The organism is Nitratireductor sp. GCM10026969 (assembly GCF_042660605.1).
In the GTDB taxonomy this organism is placed as follows: Bacteria; Pseudomonadota; Alphaproteobacteria; order Rhizobiales; family Rhizobiaceae; genus Chelativorans.
Genome location: NZ_JBHSUM010000039.1, coordinates 1 through 21162 on the forward strand (window position 1 = coordinate 1; position 21162 = coordinate 21162).

Genomic DNA, 21162 nt, shown 5'->3' on the forward strand with positions numbered 1-21162 from the left:
GGCGCGGTCGGTTTTGGCCACCACCATCACCCCGCTCGTCTCCCGGTCCAGCCGGTGCACGATGCCCGGGCGGCGGACGCCGCCGATCCCCGACAGCGTGTCGCCGCAATGGTGGATCAGCGCGTTGACCAGCGTGCCGGTCCAGTTGCCGGGCCCCGGATGCACGACGAGGCCGGGCGGCTTGTCGACGACGATGAGCGAATCGTCCTCGTAGAGGATGTCGAGCGGAATGGCTTCGCCCCGCGGCTCGGGCGCCTCGGCTTCCGGCAACGCGATCGCGTAGCGTTCCCCATTCGCGACTTTGCGTTTCGCCTCGGTGACGGCGGAGCCCGCCAGCGTGACGGCACCGGCACGGATGAGTGCCTGCACACGGCTGCGCGAGACGTCCGGCGCGAGTGCCGCGGCCAGCCACTGGTCGAGCCTCCTGCCTGCGGACGCGGCGTCGACGGCGAGCTCTTTCATTTCGCCGACGGCTCGGCTATCAGGACCGCTCATTCGGGACACATCTTGCGATCGGTAAAACCATGGCCGGACCGGCAGCGTATGAGAACGACGAGGAGCAGCCGCTGGACCCGGCCGCTGAACGGGTACGCCGCAAGCTCGTACGTTTCATGGCCGTCAATCTCGCCATTCTCTTCGTGGCCGTTATGGCCGTGGTGCTCGCGCTTGTCTACAGGACGATGACGCAGCCATCCACCGATGCGGTGATCGGGCCGGCGGGGGAGCAGGGGCAGACCGTCTCGGGAGAGGTCGTTCTGCCGGACGGTGCGGCGATTGTTTCCCATTCCCTCGTCGGTGACCGCCTGACGCTGCATGTCCGGCGCGCCGACGGGAGCGAGGCCATTCTCGTCTATGAAACGCGGGAAGGCGCGCACCCGACGGGGCGTCTCGATATCGTCCGCGAGACGCCATGAGCGGCGGCGGAAGCCGAATCGCGCTGACGGCCGTGCTCGTGGCCGCCTATGACGAGGCGATTGCCTGGTATCGCGACAAGCTCGGCTTCACGCTCGTGGAGGACAAGCGCCTCGAGGAGGCCGGCAAGCGCTGGGTGGTCATGGGGCCGCAAGGGGCGAAGGGTGCGTGCGTGCTGCTTGCGCGGGCCGACGGGCCGGCACAGGAAGCGGCGGTCGGTCGGCAGGCCGGTGGACGCGTTTTCCTGTTTCTCCACACGGACGACTTCTGGCGCGACTACGATTCCATGCGGGCGCGCGGGGTCGTCTTTCAAGAGGAGCCGCGGCACGAGGATTACGGCATGGTTGCCGTCTTCGCCGATCTTTACGGAAACCTCTGGGATCTCCTGCAGCCGGCGTGAAAAGAATCTGCGCATCCCCCGGCACCGGGGCTGTTGCATTCGCCGCAATTCGCGATTATATCGCGGCCTCGACAGACGCTCCCATCGTCTAGCGGTCCAGGACGCCGCCCTCTCACGGCGGAAACAGGGGTTCGAGTCCCCTTGGGAGTGCCATTTTTTTCTCCGACAACGATATCAGAAATACCGCGCCGCGCCGTCTTCCCGGCTGGATAGGATGGGCTGTCTCTTTGCACTCCGCGGTGCAGCCTCGCAGCGGTCCTTGTCTCGCCATCGCCCGCAACGTGGTTATGCTTAGCCAATCCTTAACGGTTCGAACGCCATCTTTTCGCCACGGCGGGAGACGGGTTGAATCGGGGGGTGCTCTTTGGGGTCGGAGGGAAAAATCGACCGGACGGCGGACAAGGTTTCCGGGAAGGACATGGACGCGACACTGCGGGCGGCGCTGGACGTCACGCGCGAGGGCTTTGCCTGCTATGACAGCGACGACCGTCTCGTGTTCTACAACAGGGCGATGCTGGAGATATATGACGGGCTCGCCGACGTCATCCGCCCCGGCGTCACCTTCCGCACGCTGCTGGAAAAAGGGACCGAGCGCGGACTTTGGACGCTCGACCGCATGAGCGGGCGCGAATGGTGCGACCGGCTTCTGGAGATGCGCCGGCATGGCCGGAAGATCGAAAGCGTCATCGCGCTTCAGGACGGCCGCTACGTCATCCACCGCGAGCAGCCGACCGAGGATGGTGGCACCGTGGCCATCTGCACCGACGTGACGGTGTTGAAACGCCGCGAAATGGAGGTCGAGGCGGCGCGCGAGGAGTCCGAAGCCGCGCTCGATGACCTCAGGCGCATCATCGACAGCATGCGGTTCGGCGTTGTCGTCCTGGAAGCGGATCTGACGGCGGCGATCGCAAACCGGACCTATCACACGCTGTGCGATCTTTCCCCCGAGGAAGACCTGATCGGCCTTCCCATGCGCACGCTGCTCGAACAGTCTCGGCAGAGCGGTTTTCACCAGATGCCGGAGGAGGCCTGGCCCGCCTATGCCGAGGAGCGCCTGGCGGAAATCCGCAAGGGCGACGCCCCGCCGCGCGAGTTGAAGAGGGCCGACGGACGCACGGTGGTCTACACACTGACGCCGCTCACCCGCGGCCGGCGGATGCTGACCTACTACGACGTCACGGACCTGAAGCGGCGCGAGGCGGACGCGGAGGAGGCGCGCGCCCAGCTGGCCCATCTTCTGGAGACGCTGCCGGCAGGCGTCATCATCTATGACCGCGACGATCGCTTCGTGCTCGCCAACAGGAAGATCCATGACGCGCTGCCGGCAATGGTACCGGCCATGCAGGCGGGACGGCCGATCCGCGATGCGCTGGAACTGGCACACAAGGCAGGATATCTGCGCGAGAGCGGCGATCCGGAGGTCGATCGGCTCTACGATACGGACCGCGAAGGCTGGATCGAAGCTCATCTGAAGCTCTATTGGCAGGGGCAGCGGATCTACGAGCGATGCAACCCCGACGGGCGCTGGTTCAAGGCGTTCGACATGCGCCGGGAGGACGGCACCTTTGTCGGCGTGCGCGTCGACATCACCGAATTGAAGGAGCGCGAGCAGCAGCTCGAGGAGAGCATGCGCGAGAACGAGGTCTTTCGCAATCTCGTCGACAACGTGCCCGTGGCCATCTACGCGAAGCGACCCGATCTCCGGCTGATGTATGTCAACAAGGGCTGGTGCGACCTTCTCGGCGTTTCGAAGGATGATGCCATCGGCAAGACGGATCTGGAGCTGTTCGGCGCCGCCGGCGAGGCCTTCATGAAGAGCGACGTCGCGGTGCTCGAATCGGGAGAGCGGCTGGAGGTCGAGGAGGCGCAGACGGCTCCCGACGGAACCGTGCGCCACCAGATCGCCCGCAAGGACACCCTGATCGCCTCCGACGGCTCGCCCTATCTCATCGGCTCGACGACCGACGTCACCGAGATGAAACGGCGCGAGCAGGAACTGCGCGAAGCGCAGGAGAAAGCGGTGGCGGCCGACCGGGCGAAATCGGAATTCCTGGCCAATATGAGCCACGAGATCCGCACCCCGATGAATGGCGTTCTCGGCATGGCCGAGCTTCTGGCGAAGACAGATCTCACCGGCAAGCAGCGCACCTTCATCGACATCATCGTGAAGTCGGGCAACGCGCTGCTGACGATCATCAACGACATTCTCGATTTCTCCAAGATCAATGCCGGGCGACTCGTGCTGGACCCGCAGCCCTTCAACCTCGCCGAGGCGGTGGAGGATGTTGCCACGCTGGTCTCGGCACGAGCCAGGGAGAAGGACCTCGAACTTATCGTGCGCGTCGATCCGGGACTGCCGAAATCCTTCGTCGGTGACGTCGGGCGCATTCGCCAGATCGTGACGAACCTCCTCGGCAATGCCATCAAGTTCACCGACAGCGGCCACGTGCTCGTCGACGTGAAGGGCGACCTCCTGGAAGAGGAGACGCGGCTCGAGGTGCGGGTGGCCGACAGCGGCATCGGCATTCCCGAGGACAAGCTCGAGCTCATTTTCGACCAGTTCAGCCAGGTGGACGCATCCTCGACCCGGCGGTACGAGGGAACCGGCCTGGGACTGGCCATCAGTTCGCACCTCGTCGCCCTGATGGGCGGTGAGATGGGCGTGGAAAGCCGGCAGGGCCACGGCTCCACCTTCTGGTTCAGGGTGACCCTGCCCAATGCCGATCGTTCCGCCATCGCCAAGGTGGCGCCGCAGGACGTGAGCGGCGCACGTGTCCTCATCGTCGACGACAACGAGATCAATCGCGCCATCCTGTCCGAGCAGATGACCCACTGGGGGTTCGACGCCTGCGCCGCAAGAAGCGCGCGGGAGGGGCTCGACGTGCTGAGCGCGGCGGCGCGCCTCGGCGTACAGGTGGACTGCGCGGTGATCGACTATCAGATGCCGGAAATGAGCGGTATAGACATGGTGCGGGCCATCCGCTCCGGCGAAGGGGACGCGCAGGTGCCCGTCATCCTTCTCAGTTCCGTCGATCAGTCGCTTGCCGTCGGCGCGCAGGATCTGGGCATCGACGCCCAGCTTCTGAAGCCCGCGCGTACGGCGAAGCTGCTCGAGACCCTGGTGCAGACCATTCAACGCCGGCGGGGTGCCGGCGATGACGGCACGGAGGTGCCCGCGAAGGAAGATGCGGCGGGCGCGCCCGCGGAGCGTACCCCGCGGGCCCTGCCCACTTTCCGGCGCGGCGCGCCGAAGGGTTCCCCGGCCAGCAAGGTCGATGTGCTGGTGGCGGAAGACAACGAAGTCAACCAACTGGTCTTCACGCAGATCCTGCGCGACAGCGCGCTGCGCTTCGAGATCGTCAAGAACGGGAGGGAGGCCGTGGAAGCCTACCGCCGCCTCTCCCCGGGCCTGATCCTGATGGACGTTTCCATGCCGGAGATGAGCGGGCTCGAGGCCGCGGCGGAGATCCGCCGCATCGACGGCGATCGGTGGCGTGTCCCGATCATCGGCGTGACCGCCCATGCGCTGAAGGGGGATCGCGAACGCTGTATGGAGGCCGGCATGGACGATTACCTGTCGAAGCCCATCAGCCCACGCGCCCTGATGGAGAAGATCGACCGCTGGGCACCCGCGCAGGACGCCACGGGCACCATGTCCTCCTGATTTTCGGAAACCGATCTGCAGCTCCGGCGTCGGCCTCGCTCCTCACCGCGCACGCCGTGCCTCGAAAGGTAAATCGATCTTAATCGTGCCGACACGAAACTGTCATCCAAGTGTCACAGAGGAGCGTTATGGCACTCCCGTCGTCTCGACCGGCGACCATTGAATTTTGAACAGGGAGTAGCCCCATGAGCAGACTCATTCTCACGGCATCGGCGACGGCAATTGCCGTGTCGTTGTCGGCCGGCGTCGCTGCCGCGCGCGATCAGATCCGTATCGTCGGTTCTTCGACCGTGTTCCCCTACACCCAGGCGGTGGCCGAGGAATTCGGCAACACCACCGACTTTCCGGCTCCCGTGACCGAATCGACCGGCACCGGCGGCGGCATGCAGATCTTCTGCGGCGGTGTCGGCGTCGAGCACGCCGACATCACCGGTGCTTCGCGTGCCATGAAGGAGAGCGAGTACGAGCTGTGCCTCGAAAATGGCGTTGACAGCGTCACCGAGGTGCAGATCGGCTCCGACGGCCTGTCGATCGCCCACTCCGCCGAGGGTCCGGAAATTGACCTCACGAAGGCGCAGGTCTTCCAGGCACTCGCCTCGGAAGTCGAGGTTGATGGTGAAGTCGTCGCCAACCCCTACACGCGTTGGAACGAGATCGACGAGTCGCTGCCGGACGCCGAGATCACCGTTTTTGGCCCGCCGCCCACCTCCGGCACGCGTGATGCCTTCGTCGAACTCGTCATGGAAGAGGGGTGCGAGGAGTTCCCCGCCATCGAGGCGCTCGAGGGTGATCGCAAGGATGAAGTCTGCCAGCGCATGCGCACCGACGGCCCCTTCATCGAGGCGGGCGAGAACGACAACCTCATCGTTCAGCGCCTGCAGGCCGACCACAACGCACTCGGCATCTTCGGCTATTCCTTCCTCTACGAGAACCAGGACACGCTGAAGGCTGTCGCCGTGGACGGCGTCAAGCCCACGCCGGAGACCATCGCTGACGAGAGCTACACGGTTTCGCGTCCGCTCTTCTTCTACGTGAAGAACGCGCATCGCGGCGTGATCCCCGGCCTTCAGGAGTTCGTCGACGAGTACGTCTCCGAGGAGGCGATGGGCCCCGGCGGCTATCTGGAAGAGCGCGGCCTCATTCCGCTCTCCGACGAGCGGCGCGAAGAGGTCCGTAATGCGGCGACGGAAGGCAAGCACCTGACCCGCTACACGAACTAAGTTCGCTTTGCTGCCGCACGCCGGGCCTGCTGAAGGACACGGCGTGCGGCGCTTTGCTTGGTTCAACAGAAAAGCAGGCACATGCAGCCGTGACCGGATATCTCTTTCTCGCAATTCTGGCTCTGTCGCTCGTCGCCTTCTATGTCGGGCGGTCCACGGCGAACCAGTTCGTCGCTGCGCACGGGACCAGTGTCCATTCGCGCCCCGTCTATCACGGCGCCTTCGCCGCCGTCTGGGTGGGGGTTCCGGCTCTCGTTCTCGTTCTTTTATGGCTTCTCTTTCAGGACGCCATCATCGACCGCCTGCTTCTGGCCTGGCTGCCGGCAAGCCTGACGGAGGGCGCATCGGCCTCGCGCCTGTCGCTCTATCTCAGCGAGATCAAGAACGTCGCGTCCGGTCGCATCTTCAGCGAGCCCTCGCCGGAGATCCTCGCTGCGGCGGAGCGCTACCAGACCTGGCAGGCCATTGCCCAATGGGCGATGGTGGTGGTGGCCCTGGCGGTCGCCGCGCTGGCGTTCTACATGGCGCGCTCGCGCATGGCGCCGCGCTTTCGTGCACGCCAGACCTTCGAGCGCACGCTCGATTTCCTCATGATCTTTTCCGCCGGGGCGGCCATCCTGGTCACCATCGGCATCATCGTGTCGCTCACCTACGAGGCGATGCAGTTCTTCATGCTGGTGCCGCCGCAGGAGTTCTTCTTCGGGCTGAACTGGGAGCCGCAGATCGCCATCCGCGAGGACCAGGTGGCCGGTACGGGCGCCTTCGGCGCCGTGCCCGTCTTCACCGGCACGTTGCTGATAGCCACAATCGCGCTGATCGTGGCCATTCCGGTCGGCCTTTTCTCGGCGATCTACCTCGTGGAGTTCGCCAATGACCGCATCCGCAGGATCGTCAAGCCCATCCTGGAGATCCTCGCCGGCGTGCCGACCGTCGTCTACGGCTTCTTTGCCGTCCTTACCGTCGCGCCGGCGATCCGCCAGGCCGGCGGCCTGATGGGCATCGCCATATCGCCCAACAGCGCGCTTGCCGCCGGCGGCGTGATGGGAATCATGATCATCCCCTTCATCTCGTCGCTTTCCGACGACGCATTGCGGGCGGTGCCCCAGTCCATGCGCGACGGTTCGCTGGCGATGGGCGCCACGCGTGCCGAGACCATGACGCGGGTTCTGCTTCCGGCGGCGCTGCCCGGCATCGTCGGCGGCATCCTGCTGGCTGCCAGCCGTGCCATCGGCGAGACGATGATCGTGGTCATGGCGGCCGGGCTCACCGCGACATTGACGGCGAACCCGCTCGACGGGGTGACGACGGTGACCGTGCAGATCGTCACGCTCCTGATCGGCGATACCGCTTTCGACAATCCCAAGACGCTCTCCGCCTTTGCGCTCGGGCTGGTGCTGTTCGTGGTGACCCTTTGCCTGAACGTACTGGCGCTGCGCATCGTGCGCCGCTACCGCGAGAAATACGAGTAGGCCAATGTCCGATACGACCGCCTCAGCTTCCAAGCCGTTCGACTGGTCCTCTCCGGAGGCGTTGGCAAAGCGCAAGCGCCGCTATGCGGCCGACCGCCGCCTCAAGATGTACGGGCTTGCCTCCATTCTTATCGCCATCGGCCTGCTCGGCGTGCTGATCGCCTCGCTGATCGCGACCGGCCACAGCGCCTTCGTGCAGACGAAGATCGCCGTGGAGTTCACTGCCGATCCGGAGAACGTGCCGGCGGACGATCCAGGCGACGGCAATTTCCGCGCCGTGGTCAGCAACGCCGTCCAGCAGCTTTTCCCGCAGATCGAGGATCCGGCCGCGTTACGCACTGCCTCGGGCATCCTGTCGGACGGCGCCGTCAATGTCGTGCGCAACCACGTGGCCGCGCATCCGGAGCTTGTCGGCCAGTCATTCGTCCTCGAAGTGCCGGCTTCGGATCCCTACGACCAGCTCTACAAGGGGGTCATCGACCGCGACCTGCCGGAAGACCGCCGCAGGGTCTCGAACGAGGAGATCGCGCTGTTCCAGTCGCTCGAGGAGCGCGGGCTCGTTTCGGCGCCGTTCAACTGGGCGCTGTTCGTCAACGCCGACAGCCGCTTCCCGGAGCTGGCGGGCCTTGCCGGCGCCATCGTCGGTTCCTTCTATGCCCTCCTCGTCTGCTTCCTGATCTCATTCCCGGTCGGCATCGCCGCGGCGATCTATCTGGAGGAGTTCGCGCCGAAGAACCGCTGGACCGACCTCGTCGAGGTGAACATCAACAACCTGGCGGCGGTGCCCTCGATCGTCTTCGGTCTTCTGGGCCTGGCGGTGTTCATCCAAGTGTTCGGATTGCCGCGCTCCGCGCCGATCGTCGGCGGGCTCGTGCTCTCGCTCATGACGCTGCCCACCATGATCATCGTCACGCGCGCCGCCTTGAAGTCGATCCCGCCGTCGATCCGCGAGGCCGCGCTCGGCATCGGCGCCTCCAAGCACGAGGTCATCCTCCATCATGTCCTGCCGCTGGCGCTGCCGGGCATCCTCACCGGCACGATCATCGGCCTGGCGCAGGCTCTGGGCGAGACGGCGCCGCTGCTGCTCATCGGAATGAACGCCTTCCTGACCTCGCCGCCCGGGGGCATCATGGAGCCGGCTACGGCGCTTCCCACCCAGATCTTCATCTGGGCCGACAGCCCGGAGCGCGGTTTTGTCTCGCGCACCTCGGCTGCTATCCTCGTGCTATTGGGCTTTCTCATATTCATGAATGCGGTGGCCATCTATCTCCGGCAACGGTTCGAGCGTCGCTGGTAACGGAGTGAGGGAAATGAACATGTTGACAGAAGCAGCCGTCGAAACCGCTCTCGAGGAAACGACCGAGACCGAAACCGTGAAGATGCGCGGCTCGGGGGTCAACGTTTTCTACGGGGACAAGCAGGCCCTGTTCGGTGTCAGCCTCGACGTGCGTCAGAACCAGGTGACTGCGCTCATCGGCCCTTCGGGGTGCGGCAAGTCCACCTTTCTGCGCTGCCTGAACCGGATGAACGACACCATCGATATCTGCCGCGTGACGGGCGAGATCACGCTCGACGGCGAGGATATCTACAGCCCGCGCATCGACGTGGTGGAACTCAGGGCGCGGGTCGGCATGGTCTTCCAGAAGCCGAACCCGTTCCCGAAGTCGATCTACGAGAACATCGCCTACGGGCCGCGCATCCACGGCCTCGCCTCCGGCAAGGCCGCGCTGGACGAAGTTGTCGAGACCAGCCTGCAGAAGGCCGGCTTGTTCAACGAAGTGAAGGACCGGCTGACCGAGCCGGGCACCGGCCTTTCCGGCGGCCAGCAGCAGCGCCTGTGCATCGCCCGCGCCATCGCCGTCTCGCCGGAAGTGATCCTGATGGACGAGCCGTGCTCGGCGCTCGACCCGATCGCCACGGCCAAGGTGGAGGAACTGATCGACGAATTGCGTGAGAACTACACCATCGTGATCGTCACGCACTCCATGCAGCAGGCGGCCCGCGTTTCGCAGCGCACCGCCATGTTCCATCTCGGCAATCTGGTCGAGGAGGGACCGACGGACCGCATCTTCACCAATCCGGAAGACAAGCGCACCCAGGATTATATCACCGGCCGGTTCGGCTAAGCCGACCGCCGCGCCACGCATTTCAGAAGGGAACAGACCCATGGCCGAGCATATCGTCGCCTCCTTCGATGAGGATCTCGAGCATATCGATCGACTGCTGCGCGATATGGGCGATCTTGCCGGCGCCATGACGCAGTCCGCCACCCGGGCGCTGCTTACCTCGGATACCGGGCTGGCACAGCGCGTCATCTCCGACGATGCAATCATGGATGCCAAGCAGCTCGAACTCGACGAGCGGGCGATCACGCTGATCGCCAAGCGCCAGCCCATGGCGCAGGACCTGCGCGCCGTGGTGGGCGGGATCCGCATGGCCGCCGACCTGGAACGGATCGGCGACCTTGCCAAGAACATCGCCAAGCGCGTGGGCGCTGTCGGGCAGGGAGCGGCCCCGCGCAAGCTTTCTCATTCGATAGACACCATGGCCGGCATGGTTCTCAGCCAGGTCAAGGCCGTCGTCGAGCGCTACGCTGAGCGCGACGCCGCTGCACTCACGGCGCTGCGCGACGAGGACGAGAAGATCGACACCCGCTACACCTCGGTGTTTCGCGAACTGCTCACCTATATGATGGAAGATCCGCGCAACATCACCGCATGCACGCATCTCCTGTTTTGCGCCAAGAACCTGGAGCGCGTGGGTGACCACGTAACCAACATCGCCGAGAACGCCTACTATATCCTGACCGGCGAACAACTGCCCGTTCAGCGCCCCAAGCTGGACGAGACGCAGATGACGGTTGATCGATGAGTAGCGGGAGGGTCCGGGATGATCGCTCCGAAAGTAATGCTTGTCGAGGATGACGAGCCGCTGTGCGTACTGCTGCGCTACAATCTCGAGGCCGAAGGTTACGAGGTCGAGGTGGTCAACCGTGGCGACGAGGCGGAAGTGCGCCTTCAGGAGAACGTGCCGGACCTGCTCGTGCTCGACTGGATGGTGCCGGCGATCTCCGGCATCGAGCTTTGCCGGCGTCTCAGGATGCGCTCGGAGACCGAGCGTCTGCCCATCATCATGCTGACGGCGCGCGGCGAGGAGAGCGACCGTGTGCGCGGGCTTTCTACCGGCGCCGACGACTATCTGGTCAAGCCGTTCTCGACGCCGGAGTTCGTCGCCCGGGTCCGCGCGCTCCTGCGGCGGGCGAAGCCCGAGGTGCTGTCGACCGTGCTCAAGGTCGGCGACATCGTGCTCGACCGCGAATCCCACCGCGTCTATCGGCGCAAGAGCGAGATCCGGCTCGGGCCCACAGAATTCCGCCTCCTGGAATTCATGATGCAGCATCCCGGCCGCGTCTTCTCGCGCAGTCAGCTTCTGGACAATGTCTGGGGCGAGACGATCTATATCGACGAGCGGACGGTGGACGTGCATGTCGGCCGCTTGCGCAAGGCGGTGAACCAGGGCCGGTTGCCCGACGTCATCCGCACCATACGCGGCGCCGGCTACGCGATCCGGGAGAGTTGAGGAGGGAACCTCTCACTGCCGTGCGCTTTTGATCTCGCATGGTCAGAATCTTTGCGTTCGGTACTTTGAAAAGAGGGTTCCCCCTGCATGAGGAGGGGCTTGCCGGTGCAGACCGGCTGGGCCTTGCCCGCACGGTCGATGCCTTTCCCATGTTGATCGCAGGGCCATGGTTCGCGCCGATGATGCTCGACCGGCCGGGAGAAGGCCTTTGCGTCAAAGGAGAGCTTTACGCAATTGACGATCGATGCCTTGCCGTTCTCGACCGCCTCGAGTCCGTTGGAAAACCAGGCAATTTCCGCCGCCTGGTGCGCGTGCTGCCGATGGGTGGTGGACCAGCGATTGCGGCTTTTTCCTATATGAAATCGCCCGAACTCGCCGTTCCGGTACACTCGGAATATCTCGAGGAGTATCGCGACCATCGGTTCATTCCGCCCGGTCGGCGGTGGTAGAGTGTTGCAAACGCGCCGGCCAGGGGCAGGGGGCACGTGCCTTCCGGAAAAACGCTGCCTCAGGCGATGCTTCTGCTGCCGTTCGCGTGCAGGCCCGGACCGAAGATCTCTCGGTCGAGGCTGGTCAGCGCGGTCATGGCATTGCCGTGCTGGATGAAGGGGGTTTCGTTCGGCCAGGTCTCGAAATGCACGGATCCGGTGTTCTGGCCGCCGGCCGTTTCGGAAAGTGTGGCGCGGATCCTCGGCTCCAGGATATCGAAGGCCGCCGTGCCCTGGCCGATGATGGCCACCGGAGCGGGGTCGATCAGGGCGAACAGGTTGCCGATGCCGAAGCCGATGGCTTCCGCCGCTTCCCGAAACGCCGTGCGCGCCGCGCCCTCTTCCTGGCGCGCCTGCCCGGCCAGGGCTCCCATCTCGGCCGTGTCAATGTCGGCGATCGGCTTTTCCAAAAGGTCCCGGCCGCGCGCCCTGCGCCAGATGGCGTAGCTTCCGGCATAGGCCTCGACGCAGCCGCGGCGCCCGCAGCGGCACAGCGCGCCTTGCGGACGGTGGATCATGTGGCCGAACTCGCCGCCCGAGGAATCGGTGCCGGTGAACAGCCGTCCGTTCAACATCAGTCCCATGCCGATGCCGTGGGACAGGAGGATGGCCACGAAGTTGTCGCGATAGCGCTCCGGATAGAGCCAGCGCAACGCCACGGCGATCATGTTGCAATCGTTGTGGACGGTAACGGGGACACCGAACGCCTCCGCCAGGGCGGGTCCCAGGCGCAAGCGGTCGTGCGGCGTGATCGGCGACCACAGCATTTCCGTGCCCGCCGCGTCGGTAATGCCCTGCACCGCCACGGCGATGCGCTGGAAGCCCCCGCGCCCGTGGGCGATTTCCCGCACGCCGCGCACTGCCGCATCAAGAAGGCCCTGCCTTTCCATGGCCAGGGTCGCCAGGCGGTGCACCTTACGGTCGATCACATTGCCGCAGTAGTCGACCAGTGCCGCCGTGAGACTGTTGAAGGACAGGTGCAGGCACACCACGGTGGCGGCCCGCGGGTTGAGCGCGATCGCCACCTGCGGGCGGCCGCGCCGGGTTGGCGCACTCTCCCCCTGGCCGGCCTCGCACATGATGCCTTCGTCTATGAGATCGGATGCGATGGCGGAAATGGTCGAATGGCTGAGGCCGGTGAGACCCGTGATCTCCGTGCGCGAGGGCTGTCCGGTCTGCCGCACGGCGGCGATGACCAAGGCGCGATTGCGCTTGCGCATCTCGTCGTGACGGATTCCCGCCGTCATCGGCTGCTCCTCCCTCGGGCATCGGCGCTGTTATCTCCCTCCGTGCCACATGCCAGCGATATTGACACGGGTGAAAACGTGAGTCATTCTTTTTTTCGAAGCTCGAAAAAATCATCTTCGGGCCGCCGTTCGTTGAATGTCGCGCGCCATTCCGGCGCTGGGAGGAAATCATGAAAAATGCTGCTACCGCCATCCTGGCGGGTCTTACGCTTTCGTTCTCGCTGTCCACGGCAGCACTCGCCGAGGGCAAGGTGATCGGCGTTTCCTGGTCGAATTTCCAGGAAGAGCGCTGGAAGACGGACGAAGCGGCCATCAAGGCGCAGATCGAGGCCGACGGCAACAGCTACATTTCCGCTGACGCCCAGTCTTCCGCCTCCAAGCAGCTCACGGACGTGGAATCGCTGATCGCCCAGGGAGCCGATGCGCTCATCATCCTGGCGCAGGACGCCTCTGCCATCGGGCCTGCGGTGGAGAGCGCGATGAACGAGAGTATTCCGGTGGTCGGCTATGACCGGCTGATCGAAAACCCCGACGCCTTCTATCTCACCTTCGACAACAAGGAAGTGGGCCGCATGCAGGCGCGTGCCGTCAATGAGGTGCAGCCGGAAGGCAACTACGCCTTCATCAAGGGCTCCTCGGCCGATCCGAATGCGGATTTCCTGTTCGAAGGCCAAATGGAGGTGCTCCAGGAGGCGATCGATTCGGGCAAGATCAACAATGTCGGCGAGGCCTATACGGATGGCTGGCTGCCGGCCAACGCGCAGCGCAACATGGAGCAGATCCTGACCGCCAACAACAACGAGGTGGACGCGGTGGTCGCCTCGAACGACGGCACCGCCGGGGGTGTCGTGGCCGCGCTCGAGGCGCAGGGCCTCGCCGGCTCGGTGCCGGTCTCGGGCCAGGACGGCGATCATGCCGCACTCAACCGCATCGCGCTCGGCACGCAGACCGTCTCGGTCTGGAAGGATGCGCGCGAACTCGGCAAGGCGGCCGCCGAAATCGCCAACCAGCTCGCCGAAGGCACGGCGATGGAAGAGATCGAAGGCGCGGTGAAGTGGTCCGACGGCCCGAACGGCGTCGAGATGGACGCCGTCTTCCTGAAGCCGGTGCCGATCACGCAGGACAATCTGGACGTGGTCATCGATGCCGGCTGGGTCTCCAGGGACGTCGTGTGCCAGGGTGTCGAGCCCGGCTCGGTCGAGGTGTGTGACTGAGCGACGGTTTGAGGTTTGAGGACGCCGCGGTTCGGTCGAACCGCGGCGTTTCTGCAAGCGTCCCGGTGTCGCGCAGCCGGGCCGACAGGGAGACGGGTTGATGGCGGACGCGACATCTCAAGCAGCTTCGCAAGGTGCTTCCGCGACGGAGAACGGCGTGGTCGGGCGCTTTCTCAAGGCGACCGAACTCGACACCCGCATGCTCGGCATGCTGGGCGCTCTGGCGATCGTCTGGGTCGGCTTTCACTTCCTTTCGGGCGGTCTGTTCCTGACGCCGCGCAATCTGTGGAACCTGTCCGTCCAATCCGCCTCCGTCGCCGTGATGTCGACCGGCATGGTGCTGGTGATCGTCACCCGCAACATCGATCTTTCGGTGGGCTCGCTGCTCGGCTTCGTCGGCATGATCATGGGCGTGACCCAGGCACAGATCCTGCCCGACTATCTGGGCTTCGGCCATCCGGTCATCTGGGTGCTGGCACTTGCCGCCGGCATTGTCGTCGGCGCGGTGATCGGAGCGCTCCAAGGGTACATCATCGCCTTTCTCGGCGTGCCGGCCTTCATCGTCACGCTGGGTGGGCTCCTGGTCTGGCGCGGCGCGGCCTGGTGGGTAACGAGCGGCCAGACCGTGGCACCGATGGATGCCACATTCCGGCTCATGGGCGGGGGACCGGATGGCGCCATCGGCGCGACAGCGAGCTGGATCGTCGGTGCCGTGGCCTGTGTCGGGCTGGTTCTCATGCTGATCCAGGGGCGGCGGCAAAGGCGCAAGTTCGACTTTCCCCTGCGGCCGCTCTGGGCGGAGGGTTTTCTCGGTGCGGTCGGCTGCGCGCTCATCCTGAGTGCCGTCGCGGTGGCCAACGCCTATCCCTGGCCGTCGGGGATCGTGCGGCGCTATGCCGAGGCGCACAACATCACCGTGCCCGAAGGCGGGCTCTTCATCGCCCACGGCATCGCCATCCCGGTGCTGATCGCCATCGGCGTGGGCATCGTCATGACCTTCCTGGCGATGCGCACGCGCTTCGGCCGCTACGTGTTCGCAATCGGCGGCAATCCCGAAGCGGCCGAGCTGGCGGGCATCAACACCCGCTGGGTGATCATGAAGATCTTTATTCTGATGGGCGTACTCGTCGCCGTCGCCTCCGCCATATCGACGGCACGCCTCAACGCGGCGACGAACGCGCAAGGTACGCTTGACGAGCTTCTGGTGATCGCCGCGGCCGTCATCGGTGGAACGTCGCTCGGTGGCGGTGTCGGCACGATCGCCGGCGCCATGGTCGGCGCGGTTCTCATGCAGTCGCTCGCCACCGGCATGATCCTGCTCGGTGTCGACACGCCGCTGCAGAACATTGTCGTCGGCGCGGTGCTGGTGGTCGCGGTCTGGCTCGACACGGTCTACCGCAAGCGCGTGCAGTAGGGAGGAGGCCATGGCAGACAACACCCCACTCGTGGAGATGAAGAACATCTCCATCGCCTTCGGCGGCATCCACGCCGTGGAGGACGTTTCGGTCGACCTTCATGCCGGCGAGGTGGTCGCGCTGGTGGGACACAACGGCGCCGGCAAGTCGACGCTCATCAAGATCCTGTCCGGGGCCTACAAGCGTGACGCGGGCTCCATCCACGTCAACGGCGAGGAAGCGCAGATCAACAATCCGCGCGATGCCAAGAAGTACGGCATCGAGACCATCTACCAGACCCTGGCGCTGGCCGACAATGTCGATGCGGCGGCGAACCTGTTTCTGGGCCGCGAGCTCAGGACGGCCTGGGGCACGCTCGACGACGTGGCGATGGAATCGGAGACCCGCAAGGTGATGGGTCGGCTCAACCCGCGCTTCCAGCGCTTCAAGGAGCCGGTGAGCCGGCTTTCGGGCGGGCAGCGGCAGTCGGTCGCGATCGCCCGCGCCATCTATTTCAACGCGCGCATCCTCATCATGGACGAGCCGACGGCGGCGCTCGGGCCGCAGGAGACGGCCCAGGTCTCTGATCTGGTCCGTCAGCTCAAGAAGGACGGCATCGGCATCTTCCTGATCAGCCATGACATCCACGATGTCTTCGATCTCGCCGATCGCGTGGTGGTGATGAAAAACGGGCAGGTGGTCGGCGCGGCGAGCACGGAAGACGTCACCGAGGACGAAGTGCTCGGCATGATCATCCTCGGCAAGTGCCCGCCCGGGGCGGTGCCGGGGCCCGGCGCGCTGCAGGTCGCTGCTTAGAGCATTTGTGCAGGCAGGAGGATCGTCGCCCGCTTGCCACTGCACGGTTTTCTTTTGCCCGTGCTTGACGATCAGTCGGCCGTTCGGCGGTCGGCAATGCTGTATTCAGTGGCTGGTTCCACCGAGGCGATCAGATCTCCTTGCCCATTGATTTCCCAGACCAGCTCCGCATCCTGCTCCTCGAGCGCCGGATCAACGGAAAGGCATTTCGCCAGAATCTGCGGGAAATCGTTCATATATTCACGCATTGCGGGTGGCAGTGCCTGCTCGCATTCGGCGGCGCTTTCGTAGATGGGTGCTGGAGCCGGCAATTCGGTGCAGACCGCCAGATTGTCGCTGCAGCCGACGATCAATAACAGGGCGGTGAAGTGTTCCATGGCGCTTTCCTCTCGCCATGGAAACGTACCGCGCCGGGGGCGGGTTCCGGGCATCCCGCCACAGAAGTGCGAGATCACATCAGATTGATCAGGGTCAGGACGGCCACCACCGCTGCCAGGATGAGAAGCGCCAGCCTGAAGTAGCCGAAAGGCCCGTAGTTCGGCCCGGGGGGCAGGGGATCGTCGTGTTCTTCGCTTCCCATGGCGAGGCGCGCCGCATCCTCCGCGTTATTTGGGAGTCCATTCATACTGGCCATCCGTTTTAGCGGTATTTAGCGGGTGCGCCGGACGAGCCCGGCGATCAGTGAAATGGCAAGCAGGGCCAGGAAGATGTAGAAGATGATCTGGGCGATTCCTGCCGCCGTCCCGGCTATGCCACCAAAACCGAGCGCACCGGCGATGATCGCCACGACCAGAAAAATCAGAGCCCAATAGAGCATTTGTCGAATCTCCCTCATGCACGAACGCCCAACGCGCGCGTGCATGCATTGGTTCCGCAAAGGAAAAGCCGCCCGAGGGCGGCTTGTGGCGGCTTTCCCCTATCAAGCCGCGGCCCGGGCCTGGTGGTCGAAGAACAGCGCTTGGCTGATCAGGGCCTTCACCATGTCCGGGTTGAAGGGCTTGGTGACGAGGAAGGCCGGTTCCGGCCGTTCGCCCGTCAAGAGCCGCTCCGGGAAAGCGGTGATGAAAATGACAGGCACGGGCGTTGTCGTGAGGATCTCGTTGACGGCGTCGATGCCTGAGCTGCCGTCAGCCAGTTGGATGTCGGCCAGCACCATGCTGGGCTTGGCCTTCTCGAACAGTGCCGTGGCCTCCTGATGCGTGCGCGCGGTGCCGACGACCCGATGCCCAAGGCTTTCCACCAGTTCCTCGATGTCCATCGCGATCAGCGGCTCGTCCTCGATGATCAAGATGTCGGTGGCGACCTGGCGCGAAATCTCGTCGCTGGCCTCGCGCAGCAACGTATTCAGCCGCTCTTCGTCCACGTCGAGGATCTCGGCGGCTTCCTCCGGCTCGAACCCTTCAACAGCGACAAGCAGGAAGGCTTGCCGCGGCTGCGGCGCAAGGGCGGACAGGTTGGCGATCGCACGTTGTTCCCAGGCGGATGTGGGCCTGGCCTCGGGCACGCGAATTTCGAAAGTGCCGAACAGTTTGGCAAAGAGCTTGAACAGCGCAATGCGGTCGCTTGATGCTTTGGGAAAGACCGAAGTGTCGGCGATCAACGCTTCCAAGGTTGCTGCCACCAGTGCGTCTCCGCTGGTCTGCGAACCGGATACGGCACGCGAGAACCGACGCAGATACGGCAAATGCGGGGCAATTCTGGCTGACAAGCTCATTTTTGACTTGATCTCCCTCAATGAACGGAACCGTACTTCCGGCAAACAACCAAGCTTGAACGCCCGGCGGCCACAAAAGTTCCATCCCATTTGGAACATTTCGCGGCGGATAGCGTTGGCAAAAGAATTTGGACACTGTTGACAGCGATACACAATGACCAAACCATTCAAGGAACTGGGGCGTAATACGGGTAAAGAGAAGGGCATGACGCATCAGAAGGTCGAAAATAGCCGCACTTCCGGAAAGCGCAATTCCGCCGAGGACCCCCTGGGTACCAACTCCGAGATAGGCCGCAAACTCAGACAATATTACGACGAATTGGTCTCGGACGATATTCCGGATCGTTTCAGTCGACTGCTGAGCGAACTCGAAGAACGCGAGATACCTCAACCGGCGACGAAAGAGGATTGAGCATGGGTGAGAATCCGAGCTTCCGCGACGGCTTGCTGGCGGCGGTGCCCACCCTGCGCGCCTTCGCGGTCTCGCTGGCGAAAAACGCCGACAGGGCCGATGATCTGGTTCAGGAGACGCTGGTCAAGGCTTGGGACAAGCAGGACAGCTTCCAGCCGGGCACCAACCTCAAGGCTTGGCTTTTCACCATCCTGCGCAATGAGTTCTATTCCCAGATGCGCAAGCGCAGGCGCGAGGTCGAGGACAGCGATGGCAGCATCACGGCGCAGCTTTCGGTCCATCCAAGCCAGCACGGCTCTTCCGACCTCACCGATTTTCGCAAGGCGCTGGACCTGCTTCCGGAGGACCAGCGTGAAGCGATCATTCTCATCGGTGCTTCGGGGTTCTCCTACGAGGAGGCGGCCGAGATCTGCGGGTGCGCCGTCGGCACGATCAAGAGTCGTGTCAGCCGGGCGCGAACCCGGCTCCAGGAGATTCTCGCGATTGAAGGCGAGAGCGACTTTGGTCCCGACGCGCTGAGCGCGCAGGTGACGAAATCAGCGGTCGCCTGACCGGGTGCGGGTGCGCTCGATCGCCGCTGACAGTGCCTGGACCAATTCCCGGCCGACAAAGGGTTTGCCGACGATCGGGATTTCTGGAAATGCGGTGAAAAACGGTTCGCTGCTGTCATAGCCTGTAGCGAAGACGAAGGGAATTTCCTTCCGCATGAGGCGTAGTCCGAGGTCACGGTTCCACTCCTTGCCGATGCGTGCGTCGAGAATTGCCGCGTCGACTTCCTCGAAGGAGATCGTTTCGGAGCGAAGATTCTCATGTGAACTGATGGTGAATACCTTCGCCGCGCCCTCCTCGTAGCACAGCTGTTCGACCTCCATGGCGATAAGGGCCTCCTCCTCAACGAGAAGTATTTTCAGCCCCTCCAATAATTTTGCCGACAAGGTGCCGCCCCTTCCTTTCATCCCTCTGGCGTTCTCACAAATGCGGATTTGCCGTCATTTAAAAATGACACGCCTCTGCGATGCATTCCGGTGGTGAAGGAAGTGCCGGAAGGGATCAAAAAGCTCTGAAAGATCGCCGTGTCAGGGCAGGCGGGAGTAGCGGCGGCGCTTTTCGTGGGTCAATCCCCAGTTGAAGCCCGGGATGATGTTGCGGGCGATCGCGAAGGCGATGAGCAAAGCGGGGATGGCGATGAAGCCGCCGATCGGTCCCCAGAGCCATATCCAGAAGGCAATGGCGAGAAAGACGAGGAAAGGGTTGAGCGTCAGTCGCTTGCCGATAACGGTGGGCGTGACGAACTGTGCTTCTATGGCGTTCAACATCAGATAGACCAGCGGCGGCAGCAGGCTGCCCGCGAAACTCTGGAAGCTGGCCAGTCCCACCCCGAACAGGAGTGCGGCCATGATCGCCGGTCCGATATAGATGATGAAGTTGAGAATGCCTGCCATCGCGCCCCAAAGGGGTGCGGAGGGCACGCCGATCAGCCAGAGGGCGAGGGTGACGGCCAGACCGAGACAGATATTGATGATCGTTATGGAAAGCAGATAATTGGAGACGAGCTCCTCGACATCGCGAAAGATGTGAGAGGCGCGCCAGCGCAGGTTGCGCCCGGAGCACATTTTCAGAATGGCCAGGCGCGTGTCGTGCCGGGTGGCGATGAAGAAGTAGAGGCTGGCGAAGAAGATCACCACCTGGGCAAGCACCGTGGGCGCCAGCATCGCGAAGCTCTCCATCGCCGAGCCTTCCTCCACGGAGACCGTGACCTCGGCTTCCCCGGTGACGTTGCGGATCTCTTCGCGCAGGCTGCGCATCGTGGCGAGCGGTTCGGAAAGACTCGTCAACCGAAGCTGCAGTTCGTTCCATATCTGCGGAACCCGCCCGGCCCAGGAGGTCAGGGGAGCGGCAAGCGCGGCAACCAGGAACCCGATCACCAGGACGAACAACAGCACCGATGCCGTCGCGGAAAGAGCGGGCGGAATACCGCGCCTTTCCATCCGCAGGGCGATCGGCGAGAGCATGAGACCGACAACCACTGCGAGGGCGACGGGGACAAGCAGGAAGCTGCCGGCCTGGAGGATAAAGAAAAAGGCCGTTACGCCGAGGAAGACCAACGCCGCCTGCGCGCTTCGCGCGAGCCACACCTCGAAGCCCGGCCTCGGTGAGCTGGGCGCGGCGCCAGGCCTTTTCCTCTCGGTGGCTCTCATGGTGCTCCGGCGAGATTGAACGACATAAAACGGGCCTGACGTGCGAAGGTTCCCATAGGCGGTTGCAAGGAGCCCGGAACTTCGCCATGGGTCGTGCGTTTCAGTTGAAAATGGAAGGAGAGGACAATGGCGACAACGGGCGCAAAGGGATCGAAGGATAGCGATACCGCGCAGGGCGATGCGCAGACGATCAACGCCGACATTCAGCAGCTGCGCGAGGATATCGCCCAGCTCACCGAGCATCTGCGTGAGACGGGGAACCGCTCGATGTGGCGGGCGCGCAAAGCCGCGAAGGAAAGCGCCGAACAGTTCCGGGGGAGTGCGGAGGAAATGCAGCACGACCTCACGGAGGCTGTGCAGGAGAAGCCACTCACCGCTCTTGCGCTGGCGGCTGGCGTGGGCTTTCTCTTTGCCATGATCATGCGTCGCTAGCGG

Annotated in this window: 24 protein-coding genes and 1 tRNA gene; 17 read left to right on the forward strand and 8 right to left on the reverse strand. The window is 64.1% G+C overall.

From position 1 onward, the window contains the following. A partial coding sequence (locus ACFP9U_RS10675) for a pseudouridine synthase (RefSeq protein ID WP_378621246.1) occupies positions 1–495 on the reverse strand: 495 nt, incomplete at its 3' end. Positions 496–524: 29 nt separating this feature from the next. On the opposite strand from ACFP9U_RS10675, the gene ACFP9U_RS10680 reads away from it, so the two are divergent. The 11 genes from ACFP9U_RS10680 (at position 525) to ACFP9U_RS10730 (ending at position 11693) form a co-directional block, all read left to right on the forward strand. Beyond that, positions 525–914 carry a fimbrial protein gene (locus ACFP9U_RS10680; protein WP_378621249.1) on the forward strand — a complete coding sequence of 130 codons (390 nt, stop codon included), beginning with the start codon at positions 525–527 and terminating at the stop codon, positions 912–914. Next, positions 911–1312, forward strand: coding sequence for a VOC family protein (locus ACFP9U_RS10685; protein ID WP_378621251.1), 402 nt, complete (start codon positions 911–913; stop codon positions 1310–1312). The genes ACFP9U_RS10680 and ACFP9U_RS10685 overlap by 4 nt, the downstream gene beginning before the upstream one ends. A 77-nt stretch (positions 1313–1389) precedes the next feature. Next, positions 1390–1465, forward strand: a tRNA-Glu gene (locus ACFP9U_RS10690). Between the two features lie 265 nt (positions 1466–1730). Then, positions 1731–4976: a PAS-domain containing protein gene (locus ACFP9U_RS10695; protein WP_378621253.1), complete on the forward strand. Its 3246-nt coding sequence runs from the start codon at positions 1731–1733 to the stop codon at positions 4974–4976. Between the two features lie 185 nt (positions 4977–5161). After that, positions 5162–6196: a substrate-binding domain-containing protein gene (locus tag ACFP9U_RS10700; RefSeq protein ID WP_378621255.1), complete on the forward strand. Its 1035-nt coding sequence runs from the start codon at positions 5162–5164 to the stop codon at positions 6194–6196. Positions 6197–6285: 89 nt separating this feature from the next. After that, positions 6286–7665, forward strand: coding sequence for a phosphate ABC transporter permease subunit PstC (gene pstC, locus ACFP9U_RS10705; RefSeq protein WP_378621257.1), 1380 nt, complete (start codon positions 6286–6288; stop codon positions 7663–7665). Between the two features lie 4 nt (positions 7666–7669). Beyond that, positions 7670–8962: a phosphate ABC transporter permease PstA gene (gene pstA / locus ACFP9U_RS10710; RefSeq protein ID WP_378621259.1), complete on the forward strand. Its 1293-nt coding sequence runs from the start codon at positions 7670–7672 to the stop codon at positions 8960–8962. 13 nt (positions 8963–8975) lie between these two features. After that, positions 8976–9791: a phosphate ABC transporter ATP-binding protein PstB gene (pstB, locus tag ACFP9U_RS10715; protein WP_378621261.1), complete on the forward strand. Its 816-nt coding sequence runs from the start codon at positions 8976–8978 to the stop codon at positions 9789–9791. A gap of 40 nt (positions 9792–9831) precedes the next feature. Beyond that, entirely contained in the window at positions 9832–10536 is a 705-nt protein-coding gene (gene phoU / locus ACFP9U_RS10720) for a phosphate signaling complex protein PhoU (protein ID WP_378621263.1), read from the forward strand. Positions 10537–10554: 18 nt separating this feature from the next. After that, the gene (gene phoB, locus ACFP9U_RS10725; RefSeq protein ID WP_378621265.1) at positions 10555–11244 is read left to right on the forward strand and encodes a phosphate regulon transcriptional regulator PhoB; all 690 of its coding nucleotides are present in this window, start codon (positions 10555–10557) and stop codon (positions 11242–11244) included. Between the two features lie 38 nt (positions 11245–11282). Next, complete coding sequence (locus ACFP9U_RS10730) at positions 11283–11693, forward strand: gamma-glutamylcyclotransferase family protein (RefSeq protein ID WP_378621267.1); 411 nt, start codon at positions 11283–11285, stop codon at positions 11691–11693. Between the two features lie 59 nt (positions 11694–11752). Here the strand turns inward: ACFP9U_RS10730 and ACFP9U_RS10735 are convergent, their stop codons facing one another. Then, positions 11753–12979, reverse strand: a complete 1227-nt coding sequence (locus ACFP9U_RS10735; RefSeq protein WP_378621269.1) for an ROK family protein — start codon at positions 12977–12979, stop codon at positions 11753–11755. Positions 12980–13149: 170 nt separating this feature from the next. Between ACFP9U_RS10735 and xylF the strand changes: the two genes are divergently transcribed. The 3 genes from xylF (at position 13150) to ACFP9U_RS10750 (ending at position 16403) form a co-directional block, all read left to right on the forward strand. Next, positions 13150–14193: a D-xylose ABC transporter substrate-binding protein gene (gene xylF / locus ACFP9U_RS10740; protein ID WP_378621271.1), complete on the forward strand. Its 1044-nt coding sequence runs from the start codon at positions 13150–13152 to the stop codon at positions 14191–14193. Positions 14194–14293: 100 nt separating this feature from the next. Then, positions 14294–15607: a sugar ABC transporter permease gene (locus ACFP9U_RS10745; protein ID WP_378621273.1), complete on the forward strand. Its 1314-nt coding sequence runs from the start codon at positions 14294–14296 to the stop codon at positions 15605–15607. Between the two features lie 10 nt (positions 15608–15617). Continuing rightward, complete coding sequence (locus tag ACFP9U_RS10750) at positions 15618–16403, forward strand: ATP-binding cassette domain-containing protein (RefSeq protein ID WP_322452991.1); 786 nt, start codon at positions 15618–15620, stop codon at positions 16401–16403. A 71-nt stretch (positions 16404–16474) separates the two neighbouring features. Here the strand turns inward: ACFP9U_RS10750 and ACFP9U_RS10755 are convergent, their stop codons facing one another. The 4 genes from ACFP9U_RS10755 to ACFP9U_RS10770 all read right to left on the reverse strand — a co-directional run bounded on the left by ACFP9U_RS10755 (position 16475) and on the right by ACFP9U_RS10770 (position 18117). After that, positions 16475–16780, reverse strand: coding sequence for a hypothetical protein (locus ACFP9U_RS10755; RefSeq protein ID WP_378621276.1), 306 nt, complete (start codon positions 16778–16780; stop codon positions 16475–16477). 74 nt (positions 16781–16854) lie between these two features. Continuing rightward, the gene (locus tag ACFP9U_RS10760) at positions 16855–17028 is read right to left on the reverse strand and encodes a hypothetical protein (RefSeq protein ID WP_378621278.1); all 174 of its coding nucleotides are present in this window, start codon (positions 17026–17028) and stop codon (positions 16855–16857) included. Between the two features lie 24 nt (positions 17029–17052). Next, positions 17053–17220: a DUF1328 domain-containing protein gene (locus ACFP9U_RS10765; RefSeq protein ID WP_322452988.1), complete on the reverse strand. Its 168-nt coding sequence runs from the start codon at positions 17218–17220 to the stop codon at positions 17053–17055. A gap of 102 nt (positions 17221–17322) precedes the next feature. Next, positions 17323–18117, reverse strand: a complete 795-nt coding sequence (locus ACFP9U_RS10770; protein ID WP_378621280.1) for a response regulator — start codon at positions 18115–18117, stop codon at positions 17323–17325. Positions 18118–18322: 205 nt separating this feature from the next. Here ACFP9U_RS10770 and ACFP9U_RS10775 point away from each other — a divergent pair, with 205 nt between their 5' ends. Beyond that, positions 18323–18529 carry a NepR family anti-sigma factor gene (locus ACFP9U_RS10775; RefSeq protein ID WP_322453292.1) on the forward strand — a complete coding sequence of 69 codons (207 nt, stop codon included), beginning with the start codon at positions 18323–18325 and terminating at the stop codon, positions 18527–18529. Between the two features lie 2 nt (positions 18530–18531). Further along, positions 18532–19080: a sigma-70 family RNA polymerase sigma factor gene (locus ACFP9U_RS10780; protein ID WP_378621282.1), complete on the forward strand. Its 549-nt coding sequence runs from the start codon at positions 18532–18534 to the stop codon at positions 19078–19080. On the opposite strand, the gene ACFP9U_RS10785 is transcribed toward ACFP9U_RS10780, so the two are convergent. After that, positions 19066–19401 carry a response regulator gene (locus ACFP9U_RS10785; protein WP_378621284.1) on the reverse strand — a complete coding sequence of 112 codons (336 nt, stop codon included), beginning with the start codon at positions 19399–19401 and terminating at the stop codon, positions 19066–19068. The two genes, ACFP9U_RS10780 and ACFP9U_RS10785, sit on opposite strands and share 15 nt — an antisense overlap. A gap of 204 nt (positions 19402–19605) precedes the next feature. Further along, positions 19606–20727 carry an AI-2E family transporter gene (locus ACFP9U_RS10790; protein ID WP_378621286.1) on the reverse strand — a complete coding sequence of 374 codons (1122 nt, stop codon included), beginning with the start codon at positions 20725–20727 and terminating at the stop codon, positions 19606–19608. 126 nt (positions 20728–20853) lie between these two features. Between ACFP9U_RS10790 and ACFP9U_RS10795 the strand changes: the two genes are divergently transcribed. Continuing rightward, entirely contained in the window at positions 20854–21159 is a 306-nt protein-coding gene (locus tag ACFP9U_RS10795; RefSeq protein ID WP_378621288.1) for a DUF883 family protein, read from the forward strand. The last annotated feature ends 3 nt before the right edge of the window (positions 21160–21162 follow it).